Origin of the sequence: Mycobacteroides sp. H003 (assembly GCF_001440135.1) — a bacterium.
GTDB classification, from domain to species: domain Bacteria; phylum Actinomycetota; class Actinomycetes; order Mycobacteriales; family Mycobacteriaceae; genus Mycobacterium; species Mycobacterium gwanakae.
The window spans coordinates 194,313-214,892 of record NZ_LJYL01000029.1 but is presented as its reverse complement, the minus strand read 5'-3'; the positions used below and the strand labels follow the sequence as shown (position 1 = coordinate 214,892).

At 64.9% G+C, this 20,580-nt stretch carries 23 protein-coding genes, 2 tRNA genes and 1 pseudogene; 14 read left to right on the top strand and 12 right to left on the bottom strand.

Annotated features, from left to right (window positions below; translation table 11 throughout):
• Positions 1–166: 166 nt before the first annotated feature.
• The 3 genes and pseudogenes from AOT87_RS19010 (at position 167) to AOT87_RS19000 (ending at position 2,147) form a co-directional block, all read left to right on the top strand.
• Positions 167–1,348, top strand: a complete 1,182-nt coding sequence (locus tag AOT87_RS19010) for an MFS transporter (RefSeq protein ID WP_057967023.1) — start codon at positions 167–169, stop codon at positions 1,346–1,348.
• Positions 1,349–1,353: 5 nt separating this feature from the next.
• A tRNA-Ser gene (locus tag AOT87_RS19005) sits at positions 1,354–1,442 on the top strand.
• Positions 1,443–1,467: 25 nt separating this feature from the next.
• Positions 1,468–2,147 (top strand): annotated as a pseudogene (locus AOT87_RS19000) (hypothetical protein).
• Here AOT87_RS19000 and AOT87_RS18995 read toward each other — a convergent pair.
• The 3 genes from AOT87_RS18995 to ligD are packed head-to-tail and all read right to left on the bottom strand — an operon-like array spanning position 2,144 to position 4,934.
• Positions 2,144–2,650, bottom strand: a complete 507-nt coding sequence (locus AOT87_RS18995) for a hypothetical protein (RefSeq protein ID WP_057967024.1) — start codon at positions 2,648–2,650, stop codon at positions 2,144–2,146. The pseudogene AOT87_RS19000 and the gene AOT87_RS18995 overlap by 4 nt on opposite strands.
• Positions 2,650–3,906, bottom strand: coding sequence for a glycosyltransferase 87 family protein (locus tag AOT87_RS18990; protein ID WP_057967025.1), 1,257 nt, complete (start codon positions 3,904–3,906; stop codon positions 2,650–2,652). The genes AOT87_RS18995 and AOT87_RS18990 overlap by 1 nt, the downstream gene beginning before the upstream one ends.
• Positions 3,906–4,934 (bottom strand): non-homologous end-joining DNA ligase, encoded by a 1,029-nt coding sequence (gene ligD, locus AOT87_RS18985; RefSeq protein WP_057967026.1) that lies wholly within the window; start codon positions 4,932–4,934, stop codon positions 3,906–3,908. The genes AOT87_RS18990 and ligD overlap by 1 nt, the downstream gene beginning before the upstream one ends.
• 18 nt (positions 4,935–4,952) lie before the next feature.
• Here ligD and AOT87_RS18980 point away from each other — a divergent pair, with 18 nt between their 5' ends.
• From AOT87_RS18980 to AOT87_RS27955, 3 genes are read left to right on the top strand one after another with little or no spacing between them, the layout of a single operon-like run.
• Positions 4,953–6,017 carry an ATP-dependent DNA ligase gene (locus AOT87_RS18980; RefSeq protein WP_057967027.1) on the top strand — a complete coding sequence of 355 codons (1,065 nt, stop codon included), beginning with the start codon at positions 4,953–4,955 and terminating at the stop codon, positions 6,015–6,017.
• Positions 6,014–6,889, top strand: a complete 876-nt coding sequence (gene gluQRS, locus AOT87_RS18975; protein ID WP_057967028.1) for a tRNA glutamyl-Q(34) synthetase GluQRS — start codon at positions 6,014–6,016, stop codon at positions 6,887–6,889. The genes AOT87_RS18980 and gluQRS overlap by 4 nt, the downstream gene beginning before the upstream one ends.
• Positions 6,890–6,933: 44 nt before the next feature.
• Positions 6,934–8,364: an ABC transporter permease subunit gene (locus AOT87_RS27955; RefSeq protein ID WP_081343481.1), complete on the top strand. Its 1,431-nt coding sequence runs from the start codon at positions 6,934–6,936 to the stop codon at positions 8,362–8,364.
• Here AOT87_RS27955 and AOT87_RS18960 read toward each other — a convergent pair.
• Together AOT87_RS18960 and tgt are read right to left on the bottom strand one after the other, a co-directional pair.
• Positions 8,361–9,590, bottom strand: coding sequence for a cytochrome P450 (locus tag AOT87_RS18960; protein WP_057967029.1), 1,230 nt, complete (start codon positions 9,588–9,590; stop codon positions 8,361–8,363). The two genes, AOT87_RS27955 and AOT87_RS18960, sit on opposite strands and share 4 nt — an antisense overlap.
• A 63-nt stretch (positions 9,591–9,653) precedes the next feature.
• Positions 9,654–10,874 (bottom strand): tRNA guanosine(34) transglycosylase Tgt, encoded by a 1,221-nt coding sequence (gene tgt, locus AOT87_RS18955; RefSeq protein ID WP_057967030.1) that lies wholly within the window; start codon positions 10,872–10,874, stop codon positions 9,654–9,656.
• 85 nt (positions 10,875–10,959) lie between these two features.
• On the opposite strand from tgt, the gene AOT87_RS18950 reads away from it, so the two are divergent.
• The 4 genes from AOT87_RS18950 to AOT87_RS18935 all read left to right on the top strand — a co-directional run bounded on the left by AOT87_RS18950 (position 10,960) and on the right by AOT87_RS18935 (position 13,638).
• The gene (locus AOT87_RS18950; RefSeq protein ID WP_030096045.1) at positions 10,960–11,511 is read left to right on the top strand and encodes a DUF4334 domain-containing protein; all 552 of its coding nucleotides are present in this window, start codon (positions 10,960–10,962) and stop codon (positions 11,509–11,511) included.
• 6 nt (positions 11,512–11,517) lie between these two features.
• Positions 11,518–11,985 carry a hypothetical protein gene (locus AOT87_RS18945; protein ID WP_057969754.1) on the top strand — a complete coding sequence of 156 codons (468 nt, stop codon included), beginning with the start codon at positions 11,518–11,520 and terminating at the stop codon, positions 11,983–11,985.
• A 33-nt stretch (positions 11,986–12,018) separates the two neighbouring features.
• Positions 12,019–12,480: an SRPBCC domain-containing protein gene (locus AOT87_RS29400; protein ID WP_234795793.1), complete on the top strand. Its 462-nt coding sequence runs from the start codon at positions 12,019–12,021 to the stop codon at positions 12,478–12,480.
• A 459-nt stretch (positions 12,481–12,939) separates the two neighbouring features.
• The gene (locus AOT87_RS18935) at positions 12,940–13,638 is read left to right on the top strand and encodes an MspA family porin (RefSeq protein ID WP_109398606.1); all 699 of its coding nucleotides are present in this window, start codon (positions 12,940–12,942) and stop codon (positions 13,636–13,638) included.
• A 57-nt stretch (positions 13,639–13,695) separates the two neighbouring features.
• On the opposite strand, the gene AOT87_RS18930 is transcribed toward AOT87_RS18935, so the two are convergent.
• Positions 13,696–13,786: transfer RNA gene (locus tag AOT87_RS18930), tRNA-Ser, on the bottom strand.
• 345 nt (positions 13,787–14,131) lie between these two features.
• On the opposite strand from AOT87_RS18930, the gene AOT87_RS18925 reads away from it, so the two are divergent.
• Positions 14,132–14,428, top strand: a complete 297-nt coding sequence (locus tag AOT87_RS18925) for a hypothetical protein (RefSeq protein WP_057966627.1) — start codon at positions 14,132–14,134, stop codon at positions 14,426–14,428.
• 190 nt (positions 14,429–14,618) lie between these two features.
• Entirely contained in the window at positions 14,619–14,951 is a 333-nt protein-coding gene (locus AOT87_RS18920; RefSeq protein WP_030096047.1) for a hypothetical protein, read from the top strand.
• Positions 14,952–15,012: 61 nt separating this feature from the next.
• Here AOT87_RS18920 and AOT87_RS18915 read toward each other — a convergent pair whose 3' ends face one another.
• Entirely contained in the window at positions 15,013–15,471 is a 459-nt protein-coding gene (locus tag AOT87_RS18915; RefSeq protein WP_057967396.1) for a nucleoside deaminase, read from the bottom strand.
• Positions 15,468–15,998, bottom strand: a complete 531-nt coding sequence (locus tag AOT87_RS18910; RefSeq protein WP_057967397.1) for a tRNA adenosine deaminase-associated protein — start codon at positions 15,996–15,998, stop codon at positions 15,468–15,470. The genes AOT87_RS18915 and AOT87_RS18910 overlap by 4 nt, the downstream gene beginning before the upstream one ends.
• A 71-nt stretch (positions 15,999–16,069) precedes the next feature.
• Between AOT87_RS18910 and AOT87_RS18905 the strand changes: the two genes are divergently transcribed.
• Positions 16,070–17,029, top strand: a complete 960-nt coding sequence (locus tag AOT87_RS18905; protein ID WP_057967398.1) for a prephenate dehydrogenase — start codon at positions 16,070–16,072, stop codon at positions 17,027–17,029.
• Here AOT87_RS18905 and AOT87_RS18900 read toward each other — a convergent pair.
• Both AOT87_RS18900 and AOT87_RS18895 read right to left on the bottom strand, forming a co-directional pair.
• On the bottom strand, positions 17,026–17,574 hold the full coding sequence (locus AOT87_RS18900; RefSeq protein WP_030096051.1) for a putative glycolipid-binding domain-containing protein: 549 nt from the start codon (positions 17,572–17,574) through the stop codon (positions 17,026–17,028). The genes AOT87_RS18905 and AOT87_RS18900 overlap by 4 nt on opposite strands.
• 100 nt (positions 17,575–17,674) lie before the next feature.
• Positions 17,675–18,484: a class I SAM-dependent methyltransferase gene (locus tag AOT87_RS18895; protein ID WP_057967399.1), complete on the bottom strand. Its 810-nt coding sequence runs from the start codon at positions 18,482–18,484 to the stop codon at positions 17,675–17,677.
• A 93-nt stretch (positions 18,485–18,577) separates the two neighbouring features.
• Between AOT87_RS18895 and AOT87_RS18890 the strand changes: the two genes are divergently transcribed.
• On the top strand, positions 18,578–19,240 hold the full coding sequence (locus AOT87_RS18890; RefSeq protein WP_030096053.1) for a helix-turn-helix domain-containing protein: 663 nt from the start codon (positions 18,578–18,580) through the stop codon (positions 19,238–19,240).
• On the opposite strand, the gene AOT87_RS18885 is transcribed toward AOT87_RS18890, so the two are convergent.
• On the bottom strand, positions 19,172–19,930 hold the full coding sequence (locus tag AOT87_RS18885) for an ABC transporter permease subunit (protein WP_057967400.1): 759 nt from the start codon (positions 19,928–19,930) through the stop codon (positions 19,172–19,174). The genes AOT87_RS18890 and AOT87_RS18885 overlap by 69 nt on opposite strands.
• A complete protein-coding gene (locus tag AOT87_RS18880) occupies positions 19,927–20,580 on the bottom strand; it encodes an ABC transporter permease (protein WP_057967406.1) in 654 nt (217 codons plus the stop codon). The genes AOT87_RS18885 and AOT87_RS18880 overlap by 4 nt, the downstream gene beginning before the upstream one ends.

Here is a 20,580-nt window from a genome sequence, read left to right as displayed (position 1 = left end):
GCCAGTACCCATGTCCCCGACGGCGGCACGCCATGATTGTCGGTGCCCTTCCTGTAAGAAGGTTCCGCGCATTCTGGAGAATTGCTGGGAATCGCCGAATCTTGGAGGTGACGGACAATGCCCATGGTGGTTGCCGGTGAACCCCCGCCCGACAAATAGTGCAGAAATGACGCGGGTTGTCCTGATCGTGCTGTGCGCGCTACAGGTCACCATGCAGCTCTACGTGTGGATTCCGATCCACGATGCCGTATCGGAGTCCTACGGCGGACACAACATGACGCCCGCCCTCTCCTCTGCACTCTTCGGATACGCGGCCGGATTCTTGCTGTTCGGTCCCGTCACCGATCGATTCGGACGCCGACGTGTGCTGATCGCCGGGGTATCGGTGATGGCCTTGCTCACCCTTCTGGTGCCGTGGGCTCCCACACCGGCGTTGCTCGGATTGATCCGTGTGCTGCAGGGTTTCGCCGGTGGTGCGTTCTCTCCGTCCGCCTTGAGCTATCTCGGAGAGGCGCTGCCCCGCCGGACGGCAACTACCGCGATCGGTGCGGTATCCACCGCGTATCTGATGGCCGGGGTGCTCGGGCAGGTGATGGCCTCCCTCATCACCCACGCGAGGGGCTGGCAATGGGTGTTCTGGGTCAGTGCGGCCGGACTCGCGCTGAATGTCCTACCGCTGGCATTCGTCATGCGGGAGCAGCGCGGCGGCGATTCCTCGGCACGGGTGGTGTCCGGTTTCGCCGCGCAAGCCCGTCTACTCACCCGCCGAGACATCGCAGTTCCGCTGGCCGCGGTGTTCGTGCTGATGTTGTCGTTCGTGGCGATGTACACGAGCCTGGCGACCCAGTTGGTGGATGCGTTGCACTTGCCTGAGTCCATGGGTACCACCATTCGGCTGGCAGGCATTCCCGGGATGCTGGTCGCCCCGTTCGTCGGCTCCTGGGTGGGCAAGGTCGGTACCGAAACCGGTGCGTTGGTCGGGTACTCGCTGGCCGCTGTCGGGCTTGCGGTGGAGGCCCTGGGCGCGGGCTCCGTTCCCGTCATCATCGTGGGCAGCAATATCTTCGTCGCCGGTATCGCCATCGCATCAACGGCGATGGTCACCATGTTCGGCGATCGGGCGGCGCCCCGGCGCGGTGCCGGTACCGCCCTGTACGGCTTCACGGTTTTTCTCGGCGCCAGCGCCGCGCCCTACCTCGCCCACGCCCTCGGATTCCGGCCCCTGCTCGGGGTGCTGGTGACGGCGCTGATCGGCGGAGCAGTGCTCGTCGCGAGCTCACGACGGAATGCATCTGGGCCGGTCAAGACGACGGTGGACATAGGCACCCAGCGCAGTCCGCTACCATGACCGACGGAGGATTCGCCTAGTGGCCTATGGCGCTCGCCTGGAACGCGGGTTGGGTTAATAGCCCTCAGGGGTTCAAATCCCCTATCCTCCGCCACTGCAGGACCGCATCAAGGAGGGCAATGGCTGCCGGACGCCGGACGGCGACCATCGTTCTGACCAGCAGCCATGCCGCTCTCTCCTTGATCGCGGGACTGCTTTTTTCTTTTTCGTGCTGCCCCGCTGGCCCGAACTGAACGGGACCACCAGCCACGCCTTAGGTACCGGCCTGCGCATCGTCTCCGGGGTACTGCTGGCGGCCGCCGGTGTCCCCGCCCTGATCCGGTGGCGACAGACCCGCCGGCCTGAGTTCGCGACACCGCAGCTCGCGCTCACGCTGCGGGCGGCGGCCTTCATCGGCCATTTCCTGGCCGGTGCGCTGATCATCGGTACGGCGACCGCCGAGATCTGGCTGAGCCTGGATCGGTTCGGCATCTGGGAGTTCGGGGCGTACGGCGCGGCCGGGGCGATCGGAATCCTGGCCTTCGCGGCCTATCACCTGGCATTCGTGGCCGAAAGCCCGGAAAAGGAACGCAAGCCCCGTCCGGCCAAGAAGAAGCCCACCGAGGTCACCGAGCCCACACTGGACACGGACGAGACCGCGAAGGCCGACGAACCCCCTGCCGAGGAGTCTGCGGTTGACGAGGCAGTCGAGGCTGCCGCTCAGGACACCGAGGACACCGAAGCCACCCCGGACATCGAGGACGGGGAAGCGCTCGAACCGGCACGCGGTCTACGGAACCGTCGCACCCGCAGGTCCTAGATCGCGTCCTTCCCCTGGGAGGACAAAACGAGCACCGAACCGTCCTTAGGCGCGAACGCTTTGACCTCCCATCCGCCCTTCGCGGTGTTGGTGGACAACATTCGATCAAGCTCATCGCTGCGTTCGAACTGCGCGGAGGACGGCACACCCGCATCGAGTGTCTTCCACAGACGTGGCCTGGTGGCCAGGACCATGCTGGAGCGGAAGGGTGCCACGTACGCGGCCAACTGCTGGGGTGGCATTTCGATGATGGCGTCCACCCAATACGTGGTGTTCGGACCGGGCAGGGGCTCGTCGCCGAAGAAGCCCTGGACCCACTCACCGGTCACCGGCTGCGGCAATTTCGGAAAACGCTGCTCCAAGGGTTCGGAGTCGTAGCGGATCGGCGACGCTCCGGTCTTTTGTGGCGTATAGGAGGTTTGGGTGGATTTGGGCTCATCCCAGGCCGAGCAGCCGCTCACCGCGAAAAGCGCCACGGCGCAGGCCACCGCCCAACGTTTCATTACTGCACGGTACCGGCAGGACGAGATCGCGTTGCCAGTATCCAAATGGCCACCGCAAGGAACAGCAACGGAAAGAAGGCCGAGTCGAAAACTCTTTCGCCACGCGACATCTGTGCGATCACGGCGTCCCACGCGGTGATATACGACCCGAAATCGGGGTTTATCCGCATCGCGCGGACGTACAGCATCAGATACCACCACATGGACACGATCGCCGCGATCACAACCGTCACCGCCGTCCACCGCCACCGCTGGGCACCACGAGCGATCAGGATCTGGTTGACCAACAACACCATCAACGGCACCGTCCACACCCAGTGATGACCCCATGCCAATGGAGAGACCACGCACCCGACCATGCCGACCACCGTGACGGCCAGCAGCTCCCGCCCGTCTCCGTGCGCTCTGCGGGCGGCGGCCATTCCCAGCAGCGCGGCTCCGCCCGCGAGCAGCACCCACAACCACGTCGGCATCGATTGCGGCGCATAGATATTCGACAGTGCACCACCTATCGATGCATTGGCAGGATGGTCCAGGGAACCGATGTGGCCAGTGGTACGCACCGCACCCAGCCAGTAGTCGGACGAATCCGAAGGCAGCACAATCCATCCCAGTACCACCGTGCCCACGGCCGTGACCATGGCCGTCACCGCCGCCCTCCACTGCCGGGAGATCAGCAGGTAGGGAACGAAAATGATGGCCGTGAGTTTGACGCCCGAGGCCACACCCACCGACCAACCGCGCCAGCGCGCATCCGCTGGCCTCGTGAGATCCCAGATGATGAGCGCGGCCAGCACGAGATTGACCTGCCCCTGCCACAGGGTTCCATGGACTGGCTGAATATCCCAGGCCACCAAGTTCATTCCCACACACGCGACAGCCAACGGTCCATCGGCCGAGAATCCAAGAACCCGCCAGCACCGCCAGATGATGGCGAACAGCGCCCCCAGATTCACCAGGAACCAGATAACCTTCGCCGTCCCCAACGGCACGAAACCCAGAGGGGCGAAGAGTAATCCTGCGAACGGCGTGTACGTGAACCATCCGGCATCCGGAATCTCTGTGGCGTACAGCGGCTCGCCGTGCAGAACCCGCAGACCCCCGAACCGGTAGGTCATCAGATCGCCACCATTGCTGAACAGTCCGAAGCTGTTCGGGGCGTTCAGCGGTATGAGCCAATGCTGTAGCAGCACCGCCACAACGCCGACCGCCAGCCATAGGCCAGCCGCCCGCCACGACATCCTGCGGACCGTCACTACTGCTTCCTATCGGTATCCCGGGACGGCTGAACGCGTTTCGGTTCTCCCGGCATCTTCGGGTAGTTCGGCGGGTAGGGCATATCGCCCAGTCCGTTTGCCTCGTCCCGTTCTACCATCTCAAGCAGCGGCTCGATCGACTGCGGCGCATCATCCATATCGGCCATGGGGTCCGGACGTTTCCGGAGCAGGTCGGGCACGGTCGCGATGGTGAAGTCGTCGGGCTCGGCGTCGGCGAGTTCTTCCCACGTCAACGGCGTGGAAACGGTGGCGATCGGCGTGCGCCGCACCGAGTAGGCCGATGCCATGGTGCGATCACGCGCGTTCTGATTGAAGTCGATGAAGATGCGCTCGCCGCGTTCTTCCTTCCACCACGAGGTTGTCACCTGCCGGGGTGCGCGCCGTTCCACCTCGCGGGCCAGCGCGATACCGGCACGGCGCACCTCGATGAAATCCCAGCGGGTCTCGATGCGCAGATAAATGTGGATGCCGCGGCCGCCGGAAGTTTTCGGATAGGCGACAAACCCCAGCTCATCCAGTAGTGGACGCAGCACATCGAGCGCCACCGACTTGGCTTCGTCGAATCCGGTACCCGGCTGCGGGTCCAAATCGATACGCAGCTCGTCCGGGTGGTCCAGATCGGGGTATCGCACCTGCCACGGATGTAACGTCACCGTGCCCATCTGCGCCGCCCACACGATCGCGGCGGGCGTGGTCACCCGCAGGACCTCGGCAGTGCGGCCGGACGGAAACGTCACCTCGCAGCTGTCCAGGTAGTCGGGATAGTGCTTGGGCAAGCGCTTTTGGTAGATCTCCTCGCCGTCGATGCCGTCGGGGAAGCGCTGCAGATGCGTGGGACGCTCCCGCACCGCGTTCATCATCGGGCCGAGCGCGACGGTGCGGTAGTACTCGGCGAGATGTCGCTTGGTGCCGCCAGCGGCCCCCAACTGAGGGAAGTACACCTTGTCAGGGTTGCTCAGCCGGACGGCGATGCCGTCGACATCCAGTTCCTCGGCGGGCGTGGGCATTACCGTCATCATATGGGAATGGACCTGCCCGTCATGCCTCCTATCGCGCCAATGCTTGCGAAACCTGTCGCGAAAATCCCGGCCGGCGCGTCGTACGAGCCCAAGTGGGATGGGTTCAGGTCGATCGTCTTTCGCGACGGCAACGAGGTGGAGCTGGGCAGTCGCAACGAAAAGCCGCTGACCCGGTACTTCCCGGAGCTGGTGACGGCCGTGCTGGCCGAGCTACCGCCGCGGTGCGTTGTCGACGGGGAGATCGTGATCGCCACCGAGTCGGGTCTGGACTTCGAGGCGCTGCAGCAGCGGATTCATCCGGCCGATTCCCGGGTGCGGCTGCTCGCTGAGCAGACGCCCGCCTCATTCATCGCTTTCGACCTGCTCGCGCTGGGTGACGAGGACTTCACTGGACGACCGTTCAGCGAGCGCCGCGCCGCCCTGACGGATGCGCTGTCCGGAGCAGGCACCTCGATTCATCTCACCCCCGCCACCACCGATCACGACACGGCACAGCACTGGTTCGAGGAGTTCGAGGGTGCCGGAACCGACGGCCTCATCGCGAAACCACTGGCCCTCGCCTACCAGCCCGACAAACGGGTGATGTTCAAGATCAAACCCGAGCGCACCGCCGATTGCGTGGTGGCCGGGTATCGGGTGCACAAGTCCGGTGATGACGCCATCGGATCGCTACTGCTCGGCCTGTACCAGGACGACGGTGCGCTGGCCTCGGTCGGCGTGATCGGCGCGTTTCCGATGGCCGAACGCAAGCGGCTCTTCCAGGAGCTGCAGCCGCTCGTCACCGATCTGGAGGATCATCCTTGGAACTGGGCGGCTCATCAGGCCGGTGAACGCACTCCGCAGAAGAACGCCGGTTCACGCTGGAATGCCGGCAAGGACCTCTCGTTTGTCGCGCTGCGCCCCGAACGGGTGGTGGAGGTCCGCTATGACCACATGGAGGGCGTGCGGTTTCGCCACACCGCGCAATTCAACCGCTGGCGCCCGGATCGCGATCCACGTTCCTGCACCTATGAACAGCTCGAACGGCCAGTTGCATTCAGTCTCAACGAGATTGTTCCGGGCCTGGTGTGACCGGCGCCGGACGATTCGCGCCGAGCCCTTCCGGTGACCTGCACATAGGAAACCTGCGCACGGCATTGTTGGCATGGCTGCTGGCACGCGCGACCGGCCGCAGGTTCCTCATGCGGGTGGAAGACCTGGACACCCGCACCAGCTCCACCGTGGCACGGCGCCAGCTGGCCGACCTCGCCGCGATCGGTCTGGAGTGGGATGAACCCGTGGTCTGGCAGTCGGATCGGAACACCGCCTACGAGTCAGTGTTGGCGACACTGCGATCTCGCGGCCGGTTGTTCGAATGTTATTGCAGTAGAAAAGATATCGCCCAGGCACCCACGGCGCCGCATTCGCCACCCGGCGCATACCCGGGCACCTGCCGAAACCTGTCGGAATCTCAGCGAGCACAACACCGCGCGGCCCGCCCCGAACGCCCGCCCGCACTGCGGCTGCGCACGGAGAACTCGGCCTTCACCGTGCAGGATGCGCTACTCGGTGAATACACCGGTCTGGTGGACGATTTCGTGGTGCGCCGCGGCGACGGTGTGATCGCCTACAACGTCGCGGTGGTGATCGACGATCACGCGCAGGGCATCGACCAGGTGGTGCGCGGCGATGATCTGCTGGCCTCCGCGCCCCGCCAGGCCTACCTTGGTGCGTTGCTGGGCTACCCGGTGCCGACGTACGCCCATGTTCCGCTCGTTCTGAACACCACGGGCGCGCGGCTGGCCAAACGCGATGGCGCGGTGACCGTTGGCGATCTGGGTGCGCGGCGGACCTTCGATTTGATATGCGACTCCCTCGGATACGAGGCCGCCAATGCCGCGGAGCTGCTGGGACAGTTCGATGTGCGGCGCATCCCGCACGACCCGTGGATATACCCGGGCTGATCCGAAGCAGCCTGTCTGCACCGGAACTGTGTTAGCCTCCCGCGGTGTTTCGTGCCCTCGCGCTCGCACTTCTAACACTGCTGGCAGTAGCCGGGTGTGGGGGCCAAGCACAAGAATCGCTGCGGGTGGGCACCGAGGGCGTCTACGCGCCATTCAGTTTTCACGATGAGCGCACCGGGGAGCTGACCGGATACGACGTGGATGTCGCCCGCGCCGTCGGCGAGAAACTTGGCCGACCCGTGGAGTTCGTCGAGATCCCGTGGGACGCGATCTTCGCCGGGTTGGACGCCGAGCGGTTCGACGTGGTGGCCAATCAGGTGACCATCACCCCGGAACGTCGGGCCAAGTACGACCTGTCCACGCCGTATGCGGTCGGCGAGGGCGTGATCGTCACCCGGGCCAACGACAACACCATTCACAGCCTCGCCGATATCCGCGGCAAGGTGGCGGCCGAGAATGCCACGAGCAACTGGTCCCAGATCGCCCGCGACGCCGGCGCCCGGGTCGAGGCGGTCGAGGGCTTCACCCAATCCATCACTCTGTTGAGCCAGGGCCGGGTCGATGTCGTGGTCAACGACAGCATCGCGGTCTACGCCTACCTGGCGAGCACCGGTGACCCCGCGGTGAAGATCGCCGGGAGCACCGGTGAACGCAGCGAGCAGGGGTTCGCCGCCCGTAAGAACAGCGGTCTACTGCCCGAGTTGAACAAGGCACTGGAGCAGTTATCCGCCGACGGCACACTGACCCGCATCTCCGAGAAGTACCTCAAGGCCAACGTAAGCGGGACAACCAAAATCGAAGCTGCACAGGGCAGATCAAACACTCAACTGGTGCTGGACAACCTGTGGCCGATGGCGCGCGCCATGCTCACGGTTACCCTTCCGCTGACCGTCATCAGCTTTACGATCGGGCTGGTCATCGCCCTCGGGGTGGCGCTGGCCCGCATGTCCGATCGTCGGGTGCTCTCCGGTCTTGCCCGCATCTACATCTCGATCATCCGGGGTACCCCGCTGCTGCTTCAGCTGTTTCTGATCTTCTTCGCGCTGCCCGAATTCGGGGTGAAGATCAGTCCGTTTCCCGCCGCGGTCATCGCCTTCAGTCTCAACGTGGGCGGCTACGCCGCCGAGATCATCCGGTCGTCCATCCTGAGCATCCCCCGCGGGCAATGGGAGGCCGCCTCAAGTCTGGGCATGAGTTACCGCACCACGTTGTGGCGCATCGTCATTCCGCAGGCCAGTCGGGTCGCGGTGCCCCCACTGTCCAACACGCTGATCTCCCTGGTGAAGGACACCTCGCTAGCATCGGCAATCCTGGTGACCGACGTGATGCGCACGGCACAGGTTGCCGCGGCCCCCACCTTCCAGTTCTTCACGCTCTACGTCACCGCCGGCGTTTACTACTGGATCGTCTGCATGGCGATGTCGGTGGTGCAGGACCGCGTCGAGGAACGTCTAGCCAGGTCTGTTGCCCACTAGGTGATGCGTACCGGAAGGTCGGCCAGTCCGCGCAGCGTGACGTTCGGCTTGTAGCTGGGCTCACCGGTCAACCTCACATCGGGGAACCGTGCGGTGATCGAGCTCAACGCCAGCTTGGCCTCCAACCGCGCCAGCGGAGCGCCCAGGCAGAAATGTGGTCCGTGCCCGAAGGCCAAGTGTTTGATCTCGGCGCGATCCGGATCGAAGACGTCCAGATCCGGGCCGATCTCCGGATCACGTTGCGCGGCAGCAAGCATCAACAGCACCCACTCACCGCTGGGGAAGGTGAAGCCACCAACCGCCATATCACCGTCGGCGACCCGGGCCACCATATGCACGGGCGGGTCATAGCGCAGTGTCTCCTCGATGACCGCCGCCGCACGATCAGCGTTCTGTCCCAACAGTTTCCACTGATGCGGAGTCTGCAGCATAGCGAGCGACGCGTTGGCGATGAGGTTGACGGTGGTCTCGTGTCCGGCGATGAGCAGCAGCGTGCAGGTGGAGATAATCTCTTCCTCGGTGAGCTGGTCACCGGCCTCCTCGACCTGGATCAGGGCCGACAGCAGATCATCTCCGAGGTTGCGACGGCGGGCCGCTATGAGATTGGCGAAGTAGTCCCACATCCAATGGGCCGCCTGGAATCGTTCGTTCATGTTGGCGGGCGCCTGACCGGTCAATGCGAAAACCGGATCCAGCCCTTGACCCAGCAGCGCTGAGGCCCTGCCGAATTCGGGCTCGTCCTCGATCGGTACCCCCAGCATCCGGCAGATCACCGCGACGGGCAGCGGATAGGCGAAATCTGTGACCAGGTTGACGGTGCCGCGCCGCGCGATGTCTTCCAGAAGCTGATCGACGAGGTTCTGAACGTCTTCGGCCATCGCATTGATCACCTTGGGTGCGAACGCCTTCGCAGCCAGCTTGCGCAGCCGGGTGTGATCGGGGGCGTCCAGCCCCAAGAACGAGGGCCTGGCGATCAGGTTGGGATTCTGTGCGAGCTGGCGCTGGACGATCTTCGACTTACGGCGATCCGACGACGCGTGCGGGTGGCGCAGCACGGCGTTGCAGTCGGCGAAGGTCGCCAGCACGCTCACGTCCATGCCCGGCGGGTGCACCGGGCCGGCCTGCGTCTGCTCGACCAGCTGGCGGTACACCGGGTATGGATTGGCACGATTGGCCGGGTCGAGCACCTGAAGTAGCAGGGTGCCCGGGTCAGTCGTAGTAGGCATGTGTCCAGTGTGCGCCTGGATCTGGAGATGCGCCCGAACCGCAGCCGCTCCGGCCGTCGGGATTCAGCGGTAGTAGCGCCCCAGGGTCTCTTCGCGCAGCTCCTCGAAGCGGCCGTCCACGATGCTGGCCCGAATGCGGTCTACCAGCCCGATGGTGAATCGTTCGTTGTGGATGGTGGCCAAGGTGGATGCCAGGATCTCCTTGGCCTTGAACAGGTGGTGCATGTAGGCCCGGGTGTAATGCGCGCAGGTGTAGCAGTCGCACTCGGCGTCGATCGGGGTGAAGTCCCGGCGGTACCTGGATCCGGTGATGTTCACCCGGCCGTCGCGGGTGTAGACGGCGGCATTGCGCGCGACCCGGGACGGGGACACACAGTCGAAGGTGTCCGCACCGGCGGCCACGGCCGCGAACAGGTCATCGGGCTCGCTGATCCCGAGGAGGTGGCGCGGTTTATGTTCGGGCAGTTCGGATGTCACCCATCCGACAATGGTGCCGAGGTTCTGTTTTTCCAGCGCGCCACCGATCCCGTAGCCATCGAAGCCCCGGCCTTCCTCGCTGACAAGCGATTCCAATCCGCGTGCGGCCTGACGCCGCAAATCCTCGTACTGTGCGCCCTGCACCACGCCGAACAACGCCTGATAGGGCTTGTCGGCACGCTCGCGCGTCAGCTTCTCGTGCTCGTCGAGGCACCGCTGCGCCCACTCGTGGGTGCGCTGTACCGAATTCTCTTGATAATCACGGGTGTTGATCAACGTGGTGAGCTCGTCGAAGGCGAACATGATGTCGGCACCCAGCTGATGCTGGATCTGCATGGACACCTCCGGAGTGAACCGGTGCGTCGACCCGTCCAGGTGTGACGTGAAGGTGACACCCTCATCGTCGACGTGGGCAAGCTTGTCCTTACCGGCAACGACGTGATTGTCGGCGCGGGCCCGGTCGACCTCCATCGCCATCACCTTGCGTGCCCCCGAGCCGAGGGAGAGCACCTGAAACCCGCCGCTGTCGGTGAACGTAGGGCCCGGCCAGTTCATGAATGCACCGAGCCCTCCGGCCTCGTCCACGATGTCGGGGCCGGGCTGCAGATACAGGTGGTAGGCGTTGGCGAGCACGGCCTGAGCACCGAGAGCGGCCATGGTCTCGGGCAGGACGGCCTTGACGGTGGCCTTGGTTCCGACGGCGATGAAGGCGGGAGTTTGGATGTCCCCGTGCGGGGTGTGGATCACCCCGGCCCGGCCCGCGGTTCCCGGCAGGGTGGCGTCGATGGAGAAGTACTGGTCAGTCATCGGAGGCTATTTTGCCTTGGGCGTGTCGGCCTCCCGGCTTTCGGCTCTTCGCCCATGCGGCTTATCGCAGTCGTAGGCTCGGGGCATGACATCGACGTCGGATCTGCACGCGCTGGAGCAGGGCACCACTACCCAGGAAGCCCTGGTCTTCTTCGACAACCTGGAGCCCGTGCGATCAGAGGAGCTGGTCGGCCAGCGCTGGCACGGCGGCGAGGTGCCCACCGGGCATTCGATGGACGGCATCCTGACGGTGTCGGGGTGGTACGGCAAGCAGTTCGACGATGTGGACCATGTGCATCCGCTGCTGTTCAGCGATGGTGGCGGCGATATCTTCGCGGTCGATCCGATGCTGGCGCCGATGGGGCTCGCGGGCCGGATCAGCGGGCTGACCGAGTCTCCCATGGTGAAGCGGACGTCACCGACCGCATTGTCGGCGCTCAAGCCGCTGATCCGGACCAACAAGCACCGCGCCCGGCTCCGCAATATCGAGTTCCGTGGCGCCGTCAGCGCGGCCATGGTCTACGACCACAAGGCGATCATCGACCATTTCCGCAAGGTGGATGACGACACACTGCTGGGCATCATGGACCTGCGGGACATGGACCAGCCGTACTTCTTCACGTTGCGCCGCGACTGAACACGGTTGCCCGCAATCGCCGCCGCCGGTGGCGCATTTCTCCTCGCGGTGCTGTGGTTTGACCTGATGTTCGACGTGCAGGTACGCAGCCATCGCGAGCCGGCATTACCGGATTCAGTGCTCGTCTCCATCCGCGCCTACTACCGTCGCGTGACCACCGACGCGTCACCTATGGGTGCACTGGTCAGCGTCGCAATGCTCGCGACCGTCGCGGCAATCGTCGTGGAGATCGCGCAGGGCCGGACCGCTGGCGGGCCCTGCTGGCTGTCGTTGGCCGCTGCCTTGACTGCCATCGGAATCGCCACGGGGCGCACCTTCGGCAATGCACGACGGTTGGCGCAGAACACCGACACATCGGAGGTCCAAAGTCGCCTCGCCCGACTCATCTATCGCGACCATCGGATCTGCTTGGGCAGCATGGCGATCGCTGTCGGTCTGCAGATCGCACTGGGCCTCGGCTGGCCCCAGGTCTGACGGTGTCTAAGCTGCCCAAGTGAGGGCGCCGAAATGATCTTGTTGGAGCGATCTTTCGCCTACGCACCGCCGCAGGTCTGGCGTGTGATGATCGATCCTGATCTGTGGTCGCTACAGACCAACGGGTTCCGGCCCGAGGTCGGTTGTGAGTACCGCGTCACCCACCCCGCGATCATCGGCACCCGACTACTAGGGACGGGTGATTGCACGGTCGTCGCCGCGAATCCGGGTGAGCTGTTGGCCGTTAAATTCGTGGGCGCGGTGCGTGAGGGAAATCCCGCCTGCTGGACCATCAGCCACCGTCTGACTGCCGAGGACGGCGGGACCACCCTCACCACGTGTCTCGATGGGGTGGATGTCCACGACCAGTCCGAGAGGGTGCTGATGCGCATCGTGTCGGAGAGCACGGCGCGATCCGCATACGTACTCGAAGAGTGCCTGGCGAATCGCTACCGGATACCCGCCGCAGACGACGCCGGTGCCGGAGGGGTCTGATCCCGAGGACCTCGTTGATACGAGTTCGCGTGACACTGTTCTTGGAATGCGCGACTAGTTCTTGGAATGCGCGGATACCCTTGCCGCACTGACGATCCCACATCAGCTTCCGATCGACTCTGTCAAGTCGAGCAGATCCACTGTGCACTGGGCGATGCCAGACGACACTTCCAATCTTTGTGAATGCTATGAAGCCGCACTAGCCGTCCCGTTACGCCATGCAGTGATATCGCAGGCAGAGGGCCCCACGTGACACAGCAACGAGTTCCGATCGAGATTTTGGACCACACATCGGCGCGATAGCGGTTGCGTGCCCAAATTCGCTGTGGTGAGCTTCGCGGGCATCGGCGTGGCAAAGGCGGCATGTTCTTGCGATGTGTTTAAACCGGTCGGGGAATGTGCAAGGAGTGCACTGTGCGTGTGGTTTTCACTGCCCTAAGGAGGGCCCCAAAGCCGTTGATGCCAGTATTGGCGATGTTGGTTTTGCTTGCCACGAGCCCATCACTGGGCGTAGCCCATGCCGGCCTCGACGATGAGCTCAACGTGATTGACGGCAAGGGCCGGTCGTTGCGCATTCAACAATGGGACACCTTTCTCAACGGTGTATTTCCGTTGGACCGCAATCGATTAACACGGGAGTGGTTTCATTCCGGGCGGGCCGCCTACGAAGTGAGCGGACCCGGCGCCGCCGATTTTGAGGGCACGCTGGAGTTGGGCTACCAGGTGGGCTATCCGTGGTCACTCGGGGTTGGCCTCAATTTCAATTACACGACGCCCAATGTATCGGCGCTGTATGGGGTGCCCAATCCGTTTGTCGCCGGCCCCTCTCTGGCCGGGGAGTTGGCCAATGCCGCCGCTACCGGCGGCGTGCCGAATCTGGCCAACGTCAAGACCGGCGCTGAAGACTCCTACGTACAGACCACCAATTTGCTGCCCAGCGCCGGGATCAATGTCGATCTCGGCAACGGTCCCGGGATACAGGAAGTCACAACGTTTTCTGTAGCTATCAAAGGCGCGAAGGGCGCCGTAGCCGTCAGCAACGCGCACGGAACCGTCACCGGCGCTGCCGGGGGCGTGCTGCTACGCCCCTTTGCACGGCTCATCAGCGCGGCAGGGGACAGCGTCACCACCTACGGCAGCACTTGGGACATGCGCTGACCGACAGCAATCGCACATAAAAATACCCCCTGAACTGCAGTAACAGTCAGGGGGTAATGGCGGTGGCGGAGGGATTTGAACCCTCGGACGGGGGTTACCCGTCACACGCTTTCGAGGCGTGCTCCTTAGGCCGCTCGGACACGCCACCGCCGAAGAGACTACAGGCAGGCCGGCCCGATCCCCCAATCGGTTGACCCGGCCACCGGCGACAGGCGCGGCTGCAGCCGCAAGCGAAAGCGCCATATCGCGTTATCACCCGGCGGCGTTAGCAACGCGCCATCCATATGCGTGAAGTCGCATGGCTGGCAGGAAACTCCCAGCGTGCTGTACGAAATCAGCGGCGTGGCTCCAAGGAAAGTGGCCTTCCATCTTGCTTGTGCAGGTTCTCGTTGGCATCGCGACATCCGCCTCTCGGGGCGGGCGGACGCCGCCGGGCCATCAGCGAGACCGGCACGAGGAGATCGACACCATCACGATGGGAAGGCCCTGACCAATGAAAATTCTTGTAGGAATCGCAGCATCCGCGGCCATCGCCGCGAGCACGCTCGGCCTCGCGGCGACGGCCGACGCGGCACCGGCACTCCCCGCCCCCAACTACCACTGGTGCCCGGGCGAGTTCTGGAATCCGATCTGGGGATTCAACTGGGAATTCGGCGAATGCCACGACGACTGGCATCGCGACCGCGACGGAGACTGGCACGACCGCGACTGGCGCGGCGATCGTGGTGACTGGCATGACCATGACCGCGGCGAATGGGGGCATGGCCACGATCGCGACTGGAGGCCCTAGCCCACCTTCATCGAGAAGCAACCCCGCCCGCCGGACTCGCTCCAGTGGGTGGGGTTGTTTGCCTTGCACCGCCACAACGCAATGGGTGGGAAATAAGATCCATACGAAATATCTTGACTGACAGCAGATTTACAGCTCACTGTACGCATAGCGCACGTTGATTGCCAGCAAAGAATGCTTTGCTTTCCTTATGAAAATTCTCGTTGGAATCGCCGCTTCCGCTGCCATAGCCGCCGGCGGGCTCGGCCTCGCCGCCACCGCCAATGCCGCTCCGGCTCCAGAGCTTCCGGCGCCCACGTACCACTGGTGCCCAGGCGAGTTCTGGAACCCGATCTGGGGCTTCAACATGAACTGGGGAGAATGCCACGCCGACGGCATCCTGGACCGCGACCGTCCCGGCGACTGGCGCGGTGACGACGGCCGCTGGCGCAACAACGGCCCCGGCCCCGGTGACAACCGCGGACCTGACCGTGGACCCGATCGCGGCCCTGACCGCGGCCCCGGCAACGACTGGCACCGGTAAGCCTCCCGAATCGGCCCGTCCGGCGCGCGACCCCGACCACTCTGCGCGCCGGGCGGGCCACTTACCTTTTAGCCGCGAAGAAGTTCTCCAGCAGGGCCGCGCATTCCTCGGCAAGCACGCCGCCACGCACCTCAGGCCGGTGGGCCTGGCGCCGGTCACGCACCACATCCCACAGCGATCCCACGGCCCCGGTCTTGGGTTCCCACGCCCCGAACACCACCCGGCCAACCCGCGCAAGCACCAACGCCCCGGCGCACATGGTGCACGGTTCGACGGTCACCGCCAGCGTCGTCCCCTCCAGCCGCCAGCCGTCACCATGCTTCGCGGCGGCCTCGCGCAACGCGAGAACTTCGGCATGTGCCGTCGGATCACCCAGGCGTTCACGAGCATTGGCGGCGCGGGCCAGCTCTGTTCCGTCTGCGGCATAGATCACCGCACCGATCGGCACATCGTCGGCACCAGCCTCCCCGGCGGCCACCAGCGCCGCGCGAATCAGCGCCTCGTCATCCGGAAACGTCACCGATCTAGCTTGTCGAGCACCGCACCGAACTCGTCGGCGAAGCCCATGCGCGCCGCGATCATCCCGAGTTGCTCATCGGGATAGAGATCCGTCTCACTGAGGATCACGCTGAGTACCGGCTCGGGCAGCCCGATATCGGAGAGCAGGCCCAGATCGCCTTCCTCCCACGGATCGACCTCGTCCAGCTCATCGGAATCGAGCTCCGGGACAGGAATATTCAGCCGCTCTAACACCTCGGCGGCGATGTCGTAGTCGATGGCCGCCGTGGCGTCGGAAAGCAGCAGATGCGTTCCCGCAGGTGCCGGGCGGATAATGATGAAGAACTCCTCATCCACATCCAGCAGGCCGAACACGGCACCAGCGCTGCGCAATTCGCGTAGCTCGGTTTCGGCTGCCGCCAAATCGGTGAGCGCTCCAGCCTTCAACGATGTCACCCGCCAGCGGCCCTCTTCACGAACGACGGCCACGCCGAAGCCCTCCAGGCTTTCGGCGCTGGGCCCTGCGGCCTTGGCACGTTGTGCGTCCATGGGCAATACGGTAGTGCCCCACCCCGTGTTGTGACCACAAACAACTTGGTCACGTGTGCCAACCTGATGGGATGAACGCCGCCGAACACGACCACCAACGCCCCCCGATCTGCGTACTTGGCCTCGGGCTCATCGGCGGCTCTCTGGTCCGCGCGGCCACCGCCGCAGGGCGGCACGTCTGGGGATACAACCGTTCCGCGGAGGCCGCGGACGCCGCACGGGCGGCCGGTTTCGACGCCACCGCCGACCTGGATCTGGCGTTGCGGCGCGCCCGCAACGCCCAGGCCCTCATTGTGCTCGCGGTACCGGTCCCAGCCCTGCCCGCGCTCCTGACGCGCATCGCGGAGCTGGCCCCCGAATGCCCGCTCACCGACGTCACCAGCGTGAAATCAGCTGTCCTACAAAAGGTGTCCCAGCACGGACTGGCGCAACGATTCGTCGGTGGCCATCCCATGGCGGGCACCACCGAGTCAGGGTGGGGCGCCGGGGACGCCAAGCTCTTCCGCGACGCGACCTGGGTCGTCAGTGTCGACGACGAGGTCGATCCGCTGGTGTTCGCTCAAGTAACGCGGCTGGCGCTGGACTGCGGATCCGTCGTCGTCCCGGCACGCTCGGACGAGCACGACGCCGCGGCGGCGGCCATCTCGCATCTGCCCCACCTGCTCGCCGAGGCCCTGGCCGTCACCGCCGACGGGATCCCCCTGGCGTACTCCCTGGCCGCCGGATCATTCCGGGACGGCACCCGGGTGGCCGCCACCGATCCGTCGCTGGTGCGCGCCATGTGCGAATCCAATCCGCATGGTGTGCTGCCGGCCCTGGAGGAGGCCATGGCGCTGCTGGCGGCGACGTGGAACACCCTGAACGCGGAGAATTCGGTCGAGCTGCTGGTGGAGGCCGGCTACGCCGCGCGGCAACGCTACGAGGCGCACACGCGGTTCGACATCAGCGGCGTCAGCCGAACCGACGCCGACTGGCGCGAGCGGCTCGCCGAAGCCGGACGGCAGGGCGGCGTGCTGCGGGTCGTCCCCTAAATCCGGACGGCAAGCCCGGGGTATTCCAGCAGGAATCCCTCGTCATCGACGGTGACCGTAGTGTCTGCGACCGGAGAGACCACCTTGATGCCCTTACCGTCGTTGCGGTAGCTGATGGTGGCGGGGCTGACGACCAGATCAGGCAGGGTCACGTACACAACCGGCAGCACTGTGCTGCCTTCTTGCTGGTAGAGGCCGGTGCGACGGATCGGAAGCGCGTTGAAGAAGGGGCTGAACACCACGTCGACGTCCAATGCGCCGTCGAAGGCCGAGCGTGTCGCGCCCTCGTGGTTCTGCACGGTCCACATGCCTTCTTCGTCCCGGGCGATCGACAGCTGCCGCTCCCGTTCGGCCACGGTGGTCGACAGGGACAACCGATTGGTGGATCCCGTCTCGTCGGTCACCAAGTCGTATGAGGCACTGAACGCGGGGTGCGCCTCGGATGCACCGGCCACAAAACGGCCGTGTGCGCGGATGCGTCGACCCGATAGTTGAACGCGGGTGGATTCCATGCGCGACGCGTCGTGGGCACGCCAGGTCAGCACGGCGGGCCCAGTCGCCGGGTCCATCGGGCTGGGGTTACTCACCCGTCTACCGTAGGCGACCGCGCAAATTGATCCCTCGTGAGCCCTTGGCGCCTCCGAATCACTTCCTCGTGTGCGCGACGTACAGCAGGTACTCCCAGTCCATCGACAGCCGCCCGTCGCCGCGATCATGCCGTCGCGCCAGTTCGATAAGCGCATCGTCGAGTTGGGTGGTCTTGTCCGCATCACCGGCGATACCGGCATAGACGGCGATCGTCGGCCCGTAACAAGCCTTGAAGAAGTCGCGGAACTCCTCGGCGGTGGCGAATCGGTCCACCACCAACGTCCGCGGCTCCACCGTGACCTCGGTGACCCTGTCCGCCAGCAGTGCTCGCACATGAGCCGGGTCTCCCCACAAGGGCGGAGGTTGTGCACCGGGCGCCGCGGGAGCCGCGAACGGCTTCATGGTCGCGAACATCTGGCCGATGAATCCCTGCGGTGTCCAGTTGATCAGACCGATGGTTCCGCCCGGCCGGCAGACGCGGATCAGTTCATCGGCGCTGTCCTGATGCCGCGGAGCGAACATCACCCCGACGCAGGACATCACGACATCGAACTCGTCGTCACCAAACGGGAGCGCCTGAGCGTCCGCGACCCGCCAATCGATTTCTGCACCGGACCGCGCCGCCACGGCACGCCCCACCTCCAGCAGCTCGGGAGTCAGGTCGGAGGCCACCACCTTCGCGCCGATACCCGCGGCGGGGATCGCCGCATTCCCGGATCCGGCCGCAACATCCAATACTCGGGCGCCGGGGACGACGCCGGACTCCTCGACGAGGACCGGCCCCAGCGGTGCGATCACCTCAGAAGCCACTGCGGCGTAGTTGCCCAGGGCCCACAGTGAAACTCTTCGGGCTGTTTCTGTGTTCATACATATAGACGCTAGGCAGATCGCCGCACCTGGGCTAGTACAAGATCTGTACTGGGGCTGGTCACCGTGACGTCGGCGGCCTACCGTTCATCCATGGGTGCGTCGTATTACCAGTTCTGCCCAGTCGCCAAGGCGATGGAGCTGCTCGACGAGCGCTGGACTCTGCTGATCGTGCGTGAATTACTGCTCGGCAGTGAGCATTTCAATGATATTCGGCGCGGAGTGCCCCGCATGTCCCCGTCTCTGCTGTCCAAGAGGCTGGACCGGCTGGTGCGCGCCGGGATCGCCGAACGTCACGACAACCGCTACGTACCCACGGACGCCGGCCGTGAGCTGCGCCCCGTCGTCGAGATGTTGAGCCAGTGGGGGATCCGGTGGATCGGTGAGATCGGGGACGAGGATCTAGACCCCAAGTTGCTGCTCTGGGATATGCGCCGTCACGTCATCGGCAGCGCGGTTCCCGAGGGCCGCACCGTGCTGCATTTCCGCTTCGGCGACGTCACCGCCGACAAGCGGCACTGGTGGCTCATCATCACGCCCGAAGGCGCCGACCTTTGCGATGCCGACCCGGGCTTTGACGCGAACATCGGCGTGACGGCTCAGCTCCGCAGCCTGACTCGAGTGTGGCGCGGCGACTCCGCGTGGTCGGATGTGTTGCGCTCCGGTGAGGTGGCCTTCAGCGGGCCGTCACGGTTGTGTCGCGGCCTGCCGACCTGGTTCGACCCGCCCCTCTACGCCGCTGTCCCCCGCCCCTGAGTCACCGCCGAGATCACGCGGAGCCCATCGCAGCCGCCCGGTGCCCGGAGCTGACAGCCACACCGCCAAGGCAAGGAACGCATCCAGCAGCAGCGCCAGCGCGGTCACCAAAAGGGCGCCGACCAATGCCAAGTGGAACTGCCGCACCTTGATGCCGTCGATGAGGTACCGGCCTAGTCCGCCGAGGCTGGCATAGGCGGCCACGGTCGCCGTCGCGACGATCTGCAAGGTCGCCGTCCGCAAGCCCGACAGAATCAGCGGTAATGCGTTGGGTAACTCGACACCGAAGAGCACCTGACGTTCCGTCATCCCCATGGCCCGCGCGGCCTGCACCACCGTGCGGTCCACGTTCGCGATGCCGGAATAGGTTCCCGCCAGCAGCGGCGGCACCCCGAGCAGGAGTAGCGCGACGGTGGGCGGCACCAAACCCAGGCCCCACAGCAGCACACCCAACAGCAGCACGCCCAGCGTCGGCAGTGCGCGCAGCGCATTGACCGCGCTGACCACCAGAAAGGTGCCACGGCCCGTGTGCCCGATGATCAGACCAATCGGCACCGCGATGATGACCGCGGCCAGCACCGCGATCGCGGTGTACTGCAGGTGCTCACCGATCCGCACACCCAGCCCGCTGTGGCCCGTCCAATTGGATGCGGTGAATATGTAGCCGAGCGCATCGGAGAGGAAGTTCACACTGCACCAACGGCTTTCGTTGCTCTGGTCCATGGCGTCGCCGCGCGGCCGAGAACCACCAGGAGCGAATCCACGACGACGGCCAGCAGAAAGATGGCGATGATCCCGGCAACGATCTGGCTGCTCTTGTTGGCCTGGTAGCCCTCAGTGAACCAGGTACCCAGGCCACCGATACCGATCACCGATCCCACCGAGACCATCGAGATATTCGTGACGGCAACGACTCTCAGGCCCGCCACCAACACCGGTATGGATAGCGGCAGCTCAACCCGGACGAGGCGGGCCAACGGCCGATATCCCACGGCGGTGGCCGCATCACGCACCTGTGGGGCAATGGCGTCGAGCGCCTCGGGCACGGCACGGATCAGCAGCGCGGTGGTGTACAGGGTCAGCGCCACCATCACGTTGGCCTCGTCGAGGATCCGGGTGGGAATGATGAGGGGTAACGCCACGAACAGAGCCAGCGACGGGATGGTGAACACAATGCTGGCTATCACCGTGGTGATCCGCCGCGCGGTCCGGTGCCGGTGAATCAGTGCGCCACACGGAATCGCGATGGCCAACCCGATGAGGATGGGGACCAGTGACAGCCGCACGTGGATCAGCGAGAGCTGCCAGGCGTCGCCGAGATGGGTAAAGAGATAACGCAT

Bases quoted from the DNA above. Each gene is read 5' to 3' on its own strand.
- AOT87_RS18925 (WP_057966627.1), top strand. From the start codon at position 14,132: ATGAAAATTCTTGTAGGAATCGCAGCATCCGCGGCCATCGCCGCGAGC.
- AOT87_RS19010 (WP_057967023.1), top strand. From the start codon at position 167: ATGACGCGGGTTGTCCTGATCGTGCTGTGCGCGCTACAGGTCACCATG.
- AOT87_RS18880 (WP_057967406.1), bottom strand. From the start codon at position 20,580: ATGCGTTATCTCTTTACCCATCTCGGCGACGCCTGGCAGCTCTCGCTG.
- ligD (WP_057967026.1), bottom strand. From the start codon at position 4,934: ATGCCCACGCCCGCCGAGGAACTGGATGTCGACGGCATCGCCGTCCGG.
- AOT87_RS18895 (WP_057967399.1), bottom strand. From the start codon at position 18,484: ATGAACACAGAAACAGCCCGAAGAGTTTCACTGTGGGCCCTGGGCAAC.
- tgt (WP_057967030.1), bottom strand. From the start codon at position 10,874: ATGACTGACCAGTACTTCTCCATCGACGCCACCCTGCCGGGAACCGCG.
- AOT87_RS18960 (WP_057967029.1), bottom strand. From the start codon at position 9,590: ATGCCTACTACGACTGACCCGGGCACCCTGCTACTTCAGGTGCTCGAC.
- AOT87_RS18950 (WP_030096045.1), top strand. From the start codon at position 10,960: ATGACATCGACGTCGGATCTGCACGCGCTGGAGCAGGGCACCACTACC.
- AOT87_RS18980 (WP_057967027.1), top strand. From the start codon at position 4,953: ATGGACCTGCCCGTCATGCCTCCTATCGCGCCAATGCTTGCGAAACCT.
- AOT87_RS18905 (WP_057967398.1), top strand. From the start codon at position 16,070: ATGAACGCCGCCGAACACGACCACCAACGCCCCCCGATCTGCGTACTT.
- AOT87_RS18910 (WP_057967397.1), bottom strand. From the start codon at position 15,998: ATGGACGCACAACGTGCCAAGGCCGCAGGGCCCAGCGCCGAAAGCCTG.
- AOT87_RS18920 (WP_030096047.1), top strand. From the start codon at position 14,619: ATGAAAATTCTCGTTGGAATCGCCGCTTCCGCTGCCATAGCCGCCGGC.
- AOT87_RS18995 (WP_057967024.1), bottom strand. From the start codon at position 2,650: ATGAAACGTTGGGCGGTGGCCTGCGCCGTGGCGCTTTTCGCGGTGAGC.
- AOT87_RS18890 (WP_030096053.1), top strand. From the start codon at position 18,578: ATGGGTGCGTCGTATTACCAGTTCTGCCCAGTCGCCAAGGCGATGGAG.
- AOT87_RS29400 (WP_234795793.1), top strand. From the start codon at position 12,019: ATGATCTTGTTGGAGCGATCTTTCGCCTACGCACCGCCGCAGGTCTGG.
- AOT87_RS18935 (WP_109398606.1), top strand. From the start codon at position 12,940: ATGCCAGTATTGGCGATGTTGGTTTTGCTTGCCACGAGCCCATCACTG.